The organism is Xanthomonas sp. SHU 199 (assembly GCF_000364665.1).
Classification (GTDB): domain Bacteria; phylum Pseudomonadota; class Gammaproteobacteria; order Xanthomonadales; family Xanthomonadaceae; genus Xanthomonas_A; species Xanthomonas_A sontii.
This window is the reverse complement of sequence record NZ_AQOI01000716.1, coordinates 1-7,847: the sequence shown is the minus strand read 5'-3', so window position 1 is coordinate 7,847 and position 7,847 is coordinate 1. Positions and strand designations below refer to the sequence as shown.

Sequence of the window (7,847 nt, the reverse complement as noted above, 5' to 3'; positions counted from 1 at the left end):
GTGGCGCGCTACGGCGGCGTGCCGCCGTACGCGGAGACCCGCGCGTACATCGACAAGGTGATGGCGCTGTACCAGCGCTACCGCCTCGCGATGGGGATGGCCGTGGAGACGCCTGCGCGATAGCGGTGGCGCCCACCGCCGGCGTCGACGGGGGCGCAGGCGGACGCGGCGTGGCCGCGGTGCCGCCCGCGGCGGCTCAGAGCGCGACGGCCTCCGCCTCGGCTTCGGTCGTCGCTTGCGCGTGTGGCGCTGTCGGCGCCGCGGCCGGCGCCGCATACAGATCCAGCAGCAACAGGGTCACGCCATTGGTCCAGCCGAAGCCGTCCTGCAGCGCGTACTCGCCGCCGCCGCCGCCCTTGGCCTGCGCGTCCACGCCGTACTTCTCCACCAGCTTGTGCTGCTGCGCGAACAGCGCCTGCACCCGCGCCAGGAAGCGGCTGCCGATGCGCTGCGCCAGCGCGTCCTGGCTGTAGCGGCGCAGGCCGTCCACGGCGATCCACTGCAGCGGCGCCCAGCCGTTGGGTTCGTCCCACTGCTGGCCGGTGTGCAGGCGCGTGGTCGCCACGCCGCCGGGGCGCAGCAACTGCGCCTGCACGGTGTCGGCGCTGCGCTTGGCCCGTGCCGGCGAGGCGACCCCGACGAACAGCGGGTACAGCGCCGCGGCGGTGACCTGGTCGCGCAGCCGGCGCTGCTGCCAGTCGTAGTCGGCGTAGTAGCCGGCATCGCTCCACAGGTGCTTGTCGATCGCGGTCTTGCGCGCGCTGGCCAGGGCCGCGTAGTCGGTATCGCAGCCGGCCGCGCCGGGGTTCTTGGCGCAGGCCAGGGCCAGGGTGCTCTCCAGGTGGTAGAGCAGGCTGTTCAGGTCGACCGGGACGATGGCGGTGGTGCGGATGCTGGCCAGGGTCTTGCGGTCGCCGAGCCAGCGGCTGGAATAGTCCCAGCCACTCTCGGCGCCGGCGCGCAGGTCGCGGTAGACCTCGGCGGCGGGGCGGTCCTTGGCCTCGGCGGCGGTGCGCACGTCGTGCAGCCAGGCTTCCGGGCGCGGCGTGTCGCGGGCGTCCCAATAGCGGTTGAGCAGGCTGCCGTCGGCCAGCCGCACCACGTGCGCATGCGCGCTGCCCGGGGCCAGGGTCTGCGCGCCTTCCATCCAGTACGCGTATTCCTTCTGCAACTGCGGCAGGTAGCGCGCGTAGGCGGCATCGCCCTCCACCTTGGCTTGCAACTGCACCATGTGCGAGAAGAACGGCGGCTGCGAGCGGCTCAGGTAGTAGGTGCGGTTGCCGTTGGGGATGTGCCCGTAGGTGTCGATCAGGTAGGCGAAGTTGTCCAGCATCTGCCGGCTGCGTTCGTGCTCGCCGCTCTCCACCAGGCCGAGCATGGTGAAGTAGGAATCCCAGTAGTAGACCTCGCGGAAGCGCCCGCCCGGCACCACGTAGGGGTGCGGCAGCGACAGCAGGCTGCTGTAGGCCGGCACGTCGACCTGGCGGCGCACCAGCAGCGGCCACAGCGCGTCGATGTGCTCGCGCAGGCCGGTGTCCTGGCGGATCGCCTCGGTCTGCACCGGGCCGGATTCCTCGAAGTTGGCGGCGACGAAACGGCGCAGGTCGAAGCCCGGCTGCTGGCGCTGCGCCAGATAGTCGGCGTTGATCAGTGCCGGGTCGCGCAGCGGCAACGCGTCGACGAAGTGCTTCTGGTCGTCGAACAACTCCTGCTGCTGCACCGCCTGGAACAGTTCCGGGTAGGCCAGGTCGGGCGTCTGCGGCGGCGGTGCCGGCGCGGTCAGCGTGGTCGCGGGCGCGGCCTCCGCCATGGCGGTGTCGGCGGTGCCCAGCAACAGGCCGAGCGACAGGCTCAGCAGCGGGGTGCAACAGGGAGGAGCGGCATGGCTCATGTCGGGTCCAGAGCAGGATGCGTGCGGCATGGTAAACGACCGAAGCGGAGACGGGGGCGCGCGGCCGGATCCGGTGCGTGGCCCACCCGATCCTGCCCTGGCGGCCGCGCGCCGCCCGGCTCGTACCGGTGAGGGACCACAACGCCTGGGGGCATGCAAGAACGGGGCCGCTGGGGCGGCGTGGCTGCTCGTCGCCGGGTCAGCCGGAGCACGTCATCTGCAGAATGGTTGGCGCCGCTCGCCCAGAGCGGGGCGGCTGGGCGTTCAGCGCGCCGCCAAGGCCGGTGCGCGTAGGTGCTTGCCCGCTGCCGATCAGGGAGCTGGGGCGGCAGCGCGCCACGTGCGCCGGCGGTCGCCGGTCGGCGATCCGCCCGCAGGTCAGGCCGACTGCTGCGGTCGCTGGCGGTCCTTCTCCGCGCTGAGCGCGGCCTCGGCGCGCAGGAACACCTGCCCGATCGGCTCGTCCGCCCGCGTGGCCTGGGCGTCGCCGACCAGCACGGTCAGCCCGAGCGCCTGCTGCCGCGCGGCGATCTCGCGCAGGCCGCGCAGCTTCTGCTCGGCGTCGGCGCCGTGCAGCATGACGATGAATTCCGCGCTGTCGGTCGCCCGGTCCACACTGTCGGCGGCGCCGTCGTCCTGCACGTAGCTGGCCAGGGTGCGGTCGAGTTGCTGCAGGCTGCTGCCCAGCAGGCGTTCGCTCTGCCGCTCGGCCAGCGCGGCCAGTTCCTGCACTTCTAGGATCACCACCCGGTAGCGGCCGCCGGTGCCGGAGTCCGTGTTGTCGCCAACCGGGTGCGCTTGCAGGAGCGCCTCGCGTTGACGCTGCAGCGCATCCCGGCGCGCGTCGAGCAGGCGCATGGCCGTGCGCGCCAGCGCGCGCAGGCCGTCGCGCTGGGCGTCCTTGAGTTCGCGCGGCGTGGTGTCCAGCACGCACACGGTGCCCAAGGCGATGCCCTCGTCGGTCACCAGCGGCATGCCGGCATAGAAGCGCGCGCCGATGTCGCCGCGGACCACGGAGATGTCGGCGAACCGGGGGTCGTCGGCGAGGTCGGGCACTTCCATCAGTTGCTTGGGCTCACGGATCGCGTGGTCGCACACCGCCTGGCTGCGCTCGGTCTGCGGCACCTCCAGGCCCATCCGCGCCTTGAACCATTGCCGGTCGCGATCCACCAGCGACAGCAGCGCGATCGGGGTGTCGCACAGGGCGGCGGCGATCTGCACGATGTCCTGGTAGGCGTCCTCGGGCAGGCTGTCGACGATGTGGTAGCTGTCGAGGACACGCTGGCGCTGGGCTTCATCGGTCATGGGCGGCGTCGGGTCTGGCGCGGATCGCGAGGCGCAGCACCATACCGCAGGGCGTGGCGACGTCGCGTGGACAAGCGCACAAGCGTGACGTGGTGCACGCTCGAGTCTTTTGCCGCGCACGAGCAATCAGCGCCGATGGTGGGCGTGCGTTGTGCAAAGGAAGGTCAAATCGCCGTGATAGGATGCGCCGCGTTTCGCTCTGCCATCCCGGTAGCCCACGGTGCATCACGCATGCAGCGATCTGCGATGCCGGTTTGCACGGTGGCTGCCGCATGGTCCGCCTGTACTCCTTCTGCAAGGGAGTGCGCCGCCACTTCGCAAGGACGATTCCCATGGCTCTACCCGACACGCGCCGTTTCCGCACCTGCCTCGCTTTCCTGCTCGCACTCTCGCTGTTGCCTGGGGCTGCGTCTGCCAGCAGCGTGACCGGCACCATCAAGGACCTGTCGGTCCGTGCGACCGACGGCGTGCACTACGTCGTGATCAATGGCACACCGACGCAGCGTCCGGCCTGCGCGGCGAACACCACGTACTACATGATCAAGGACGAGGCCTCCGATACCGGAAAGGCGCAGCTGGCGATGCTGCTGTCCGCCTACATGGCCGGGAAGCCGGTCTGGATCGAAGGGGCCGGCGCCTGCACGCGCTGGGGCGACGGCGAAGACGTTCGCACGGTGAGCTTTCACTGAACGTGGCGATTGGGCAGCACGGTGGTTGCCGCCGGCGCATGCATGCTGACGCGGTCCCGCGACGATCTTGAAGCAGACCATGCCGGGGCGCGGCATATCTTTGGTGCGGATGAGCGTGCCAAGCGAAGCGTGACGTCGACACGCTCGTGAGGTCGCGCCCGAAGTTGCTTCTACAAGGGCGGTGAACCAGGGGCTGGCTCCAGTTGCAGGAGCGGGGCGTGTCCGGCATATCGCGGGAATCGGCGGGACATGGCGATCAGCCGGCGGCACCGACGCCGAGCGCGCGCAGCTGCGTCTGCAGCGTGGCGGCGTTGTCGAGGGCGTGGCCGAGCGCGGTGTTGTCGAAGATCACCCAGGTTTCGCCCGTGCGTGGCGTGGCGGCGACGACGCGCTCGGTCAGGCCGCGCAGCGTGTCGTCGGCGTAGGCGCTGTAGTAGAGGCGCGGCGCGCCGTGCCAGCGCCAGTAGGCCGGCGCCGCCGCACCTGCCGGTTGCGCAGCGCTGGCAGTCAGGGCCGGGTCGGTGGCCACGCGCGCGATGTGGTGGCGCTGCCACAGCGCCTCGGCGCGTGCGTCGAACCAGCTGATGTGGCGCGGTTCGCAGGCGATGCCGCGGTGCCAGTGGCGCCGCAGCATCGCGAAGAAGGTGGCGGCGGTGCGTGCATCGAAGGCCAGGCTCGGCGGCAGCTGCACCAGCAGGCAGCCGAGCCTGTCGCCGAGATGGCCGACCTCGTCGAGGAAGGTCTGCAGCAGCGGCCCGACGCGGGACAGGCGCGCGTCGTGGGTGATGGTGCGTGGCAGTTTGGCCGAAAAGCGGAACTCCGTCGGCACGCTGTCTGCCCAGCGCTGGTAGGTGCTGGCGCAGTGGGCGCGGTAGAACGTGGAATTGATCTCGACCGCGTCGAAGCGGGTGGCATAGCGCGCCAACTGGCTGGCGCCGTCGCCGACCAGGCCGCGCTGCGTGCTGGCGATCGACCAGCCGGCGCAGCCGATGCGGATGCGAGGAGTGGTGCCGCGGCGGGGAAAAGCGGTCGGCATCGGCGAGGGCAGGCGAGGGCAGGCCTGTCGGATACCAAGCGTTGCGACCAGGCGCCGTGAAGGACAGGCGCGGCGCGCCGCCTTGGCGATCCATGCGTGACCCGCGCGCATGCCAGGGAAGGTCGATGCCTGCAGCCTGCGCGTTCACTCACTGTCGTCGCATGTCGCATCGCGCGAGGGCGATGCGTTGCGATGGCGCCGACGCCCCATGCTGGCGTCGGCGCATGGCGCATGGCGGGGCAGCCCCGCCATGCGTGTGCGGCGTTACGGCTTGGCCTTCGCCTTGACCGGCTGGCCGTCGCTGTCCAGCACCTGCACCTCGCCCAGCTTCAGCGCACGCACCGGCGCTTCGATCTGCTTGAGGTCGCCGACGATCACCCAGGTCATCGCCTGCGGCGCCACGATCTCCTTGATCGCCGCTTCCGCCGCCGGCTGGTCGACCGCTTCCAGGCGCGTCTTCAGCGTCTGCACGTAGTCGTCCGGGCGGCCGTACTGGACGATGCCTTCCATCGCGCCGAGCACCGCACCGGTGGTCTCGAAGCTGCCCGGCAGGGCGCGCACGCGCTGTTCCTTGATCTTGGCGATCTCGGCGGCGGTCAGCGGCTTGTCGCCGACCACGGCCTTGGCTTCCTTGAGGATCTCGGCGGCCGATTCGGCGGTCTTGTCGGTCTGCACCGGGGCGAAGAACAGGAACGGGCGCTGGCCGATCGCGTCGATCATGAAGCTGTTGGCGCCGTAGGCCCAGCGCTTGTCCTCGCGCAGGTTCATGTTCAGTCGCGAGGTGAAGGTGCCGCCGAAGGCGCCGTTGGCCACGCCGATCGCCAGGTTGTTCGGCGCCTTGGTCGAGGGCGCCAGCAGGCCGGCCAGGATCAGCGACTGCGGGGCGTCGTCGCGGTTGATCAGGAACACGCGCGGCTTGGGCTGCGCGGCCACCTGCGGCAGGCTCTTGGTCGGGCGCTTGCCGGCCGGGGCCTGCCAGTCGCCGAACGCGGCATCCAGCTGCGGGATGATCTTGGCCAGGGTGGTATCGCCGGCGACCAGGATGCGCACGTTGTCCGGACGCAGCCAGTTGTTCTGGAACGCGCTCAGATCGCCCGCGGTCAGGCTCTTGATCGCCGCCTCGGTGCCGGTGCCGGTGAGCGGCACGCCGTACGGATGGGTGGGGCCGTACAGCAGCGGCGGCAGGGTGCGCAGCGCCAGGCCCTGCGGCTGGGTCTTCTCCTGCGCGATCGAGGCCAGCCACTGGCCGCGGATGCGCTCGATGTCGTCGGCCTTGAACGCCGGGTTGCGCACGATGTCGGCGAACAGCTCCAGCGACGGCGCCAACTGGTCGTTGAGCGCGTTGAGCGAGGCGTCGCAGCTGTCCAGTTCGCAGGACACGCTGGTCATCGCGCCCAGGCGCTGGCGGCGCTGCGCCACGTCCACCGAATCCAGGTTGCGGGTGCTCTCGTTCATCAGCGCCGCGGTGAAGTTGGCGGTGCCGAGCTTGCTGCCGCGGTCGGTCGCGTAACCGGCATCGAACAGCATCTGGATCTGCGTGACCGGGATGGTGTGGCGCTCGGCCAGCACCACCTCGATGCCGTTCTTGAGCTTGCCGCGCTGCAGCTGCGGGAAGCTCAGGCTCGGGAACTGGCTGGTCTCCGGCACGCCGGCCGCGCGGTCCACCTGCGACTTGCCGACGCTGTAGTTGCTCTTGGCCGGCACCTTCGGCGCGGGCTTGCCCGGGGCCGCCGGCAGCGGCTTGACCGCCTTGTCCTCGGCCGCCGGATCGAAGCCTTCCGGCGCCGGCAGCACGGTCAGCAGGTAGTCGCCCTTGCCGAACCAGGTGTCGGCGGCCTTGCGCACGCTGGCGACGGTGGCGTCCTGCGCGCGCTCAAGGTCCTTCTTGTAGGCGCCCGGATCGTTGCGGTAGACCTGGCCCTCGGCCAGTACCGTGGCCTTGCCGCCGAAGCCGCCGACCTTCTCCAGGCCGCGCACGAAGCCGGCGCGGTAGCCGACCTGCGCGCGCTGCAGTTCGTCGGCGGTGGGGCCTTCGGCGAGGAACTTCTGCAGTTCGTCGGCGATGGCGGCCTCGACCTTGGCCGGGTCCACGCCTTCCTTCACGTCGGCGGTGATCTGCAGCTGGCTGGCCAGCGCGAACGACTGCAGGCCGGCGGAGACGTCGTCGGCCAGCTTGTCGCGGTAGACCAGGCGCTGGTACAGGCGGCTGGTCTTGCCGCCGCCGAGTACGGTGGTGGCCAGGTCCAGCAGCACCGCGTCGTCGGTGCCCAGTTGCGGCGCCACCCAGGTGCGGTAGATGCGCGGCTGCGCGACGTGGTCGTGCTGCACGCCGCGGGTCTGCTTGGCCAGCGGGGTGATCCACGGCTGCTGGCGCGGCACCGGGCGGCCGGCGGGGATGTCGCCGAAGTACTGCTCGGCCTTGGCCTTGGCCTGCGCCACGGTGATGTCGCCGGCCAGCACCAGGGTGGTGTTGGCGGCGCCGTAGTTGTCGTGGAACCACTGCTTGACGTCGTCCAGCGAGGCCGCGTCGAGGTCGGCCATCGAGCCGATGGTGTCGTGCTGGTACGGGTGGTTGGCCGGGAAGATGTTGGCCAGGATGTTCTCGTCGACGCGGCCGTAGGGGCGGTTCTGGCCCTGGCGCTTCTCGTTCTGGACCACGCCGCGCTGGGTGTCCAGTTCTTTCTGGCCGATCGCGCCGAGCAGGTGGCCCATGCGGTCCGATTCCATCCACAGCGCGGTGTCCAGCGCGGTGGTCGGCACGGTCTCGAAGTAGTTGGTGCGGTCGAACCAGGTGGTGCCGTTCATGTCGGTGGCGCCGACCTTCTCGAACGGCTGGAAGTAGGTGCCCTTGTGGTTCTCCGAGCCGGAGAACATCAGGTGCTCGAACAGGTGCGCGAAGCCGGTCTTGCCGGCCGGCTCGTCGCCC

5 protein-coding genes and 1 pseudogene are annotated in these 7,847 nt (G+C 70.6%); 2 read left to right on the top strand and 4 right to left on the bottom strand.

Going from position 1 to position 7,847, the window contains the following annotated elements:
- Positions 1-123: pseudogene (locus tag D183_RS27075) on the top strand (lytic transglycosylase domain-containing protein); the annotation flags it as partial.
- A gap of 73 nt (positions 124-196) precedes the next feature.
- Here D183_RS27075 and treA read toward each other — a convergent pair.
- Positions 197-1,891: an alpha,alpha-trehalase TreA gene (treA, locus tag D183_RS0120105; protein WP_017910582.1), complete on the bottom strand. Its 1,695-nt coding sequence runs from the start codon at positions 1,889-1,891 to the stop codon at positions 197-199.
- A 378-nt stretch (positions 1,892-2,269) separates the two neighbouring features.
- Positions 2,270-3,196, bottom strand: a complete 927-nt coding sequence (locus tag D183_RS0120100) for a GAF domain-containing protein (RefSeq protein ID WP_017910581.1) — start codon at positions 3,194-3,196, stop codon at positions 2,270-2,272.
- 332 nt (positions 3,197-3,528) lie between these two features.
- Here D183_RS0120100 and D183_RS0120095 point away from each other — a divergent pair, with 332 nt between their 5' ends.
- Entirely contained in the window at positions 3,529-3,885 is a 357-nt protein-coding gene (locus D183_RS0120095) for a hypothetical protein (RefSeq protein ID WP_232757330.1), read from the top strand.
- Between the two features lie 256 nt (positions 3,886-4,141).
- Here D183_RS0120095 and D183_RS0120090 read toward each other — a convergent pair whose 3' ends face one another.
- Entirely contained in the window at positions 4,142-4,921 is a 780-nt protein-coding gene (locus D183_RS0120090) for a DUF72 domain-containing protein (protein ID WP_017910579.1), read from the bottom strand.
- 264 nt (positions 4,922-5,185) lie between these two features.
- The coding region (locus D183_RS0120085; RefSeq protein WP_017910578.1) for a M16 family metallopeptidase at positions 5,186-7,847 on the bottom strand (2,662 nt) is incomplete at its 5' end.

What these genes read in the sequence shown, in the direction of transcription:
- D183_RS0120100 (WP_017910581.1), bottom strand. Translation starts at nt 3,196, where the DNA reads ATGACCGATGAAGCCCAGCGCCAGCGTGTCCTCGACAGCTACCACATC.
- D183_RS0120090 (WP_017910579.1), bottom strand. Translation starts at nt 4,921, where the DNA reads ATGCCGACCGCTTTTCCCCGCCGCGGCACCACTCCTCGCATCCGCATC.
- D183_RS0120095 (WP_232757330.1), top strand. Translation starts at nt 3,529, where the DNA reads ATGGCTCTACCCGACACGCGCCGTTTCCGCACCTGCCTCGCTTTCCTG.
- treA (WP_017910582.1), bottom strand. Translation starts at nt 1,891, where the DNA reads ATGAGCCATGCCGCTCCTCCCTGTTGCACCCCGCTGCTGAGCCTGTCG.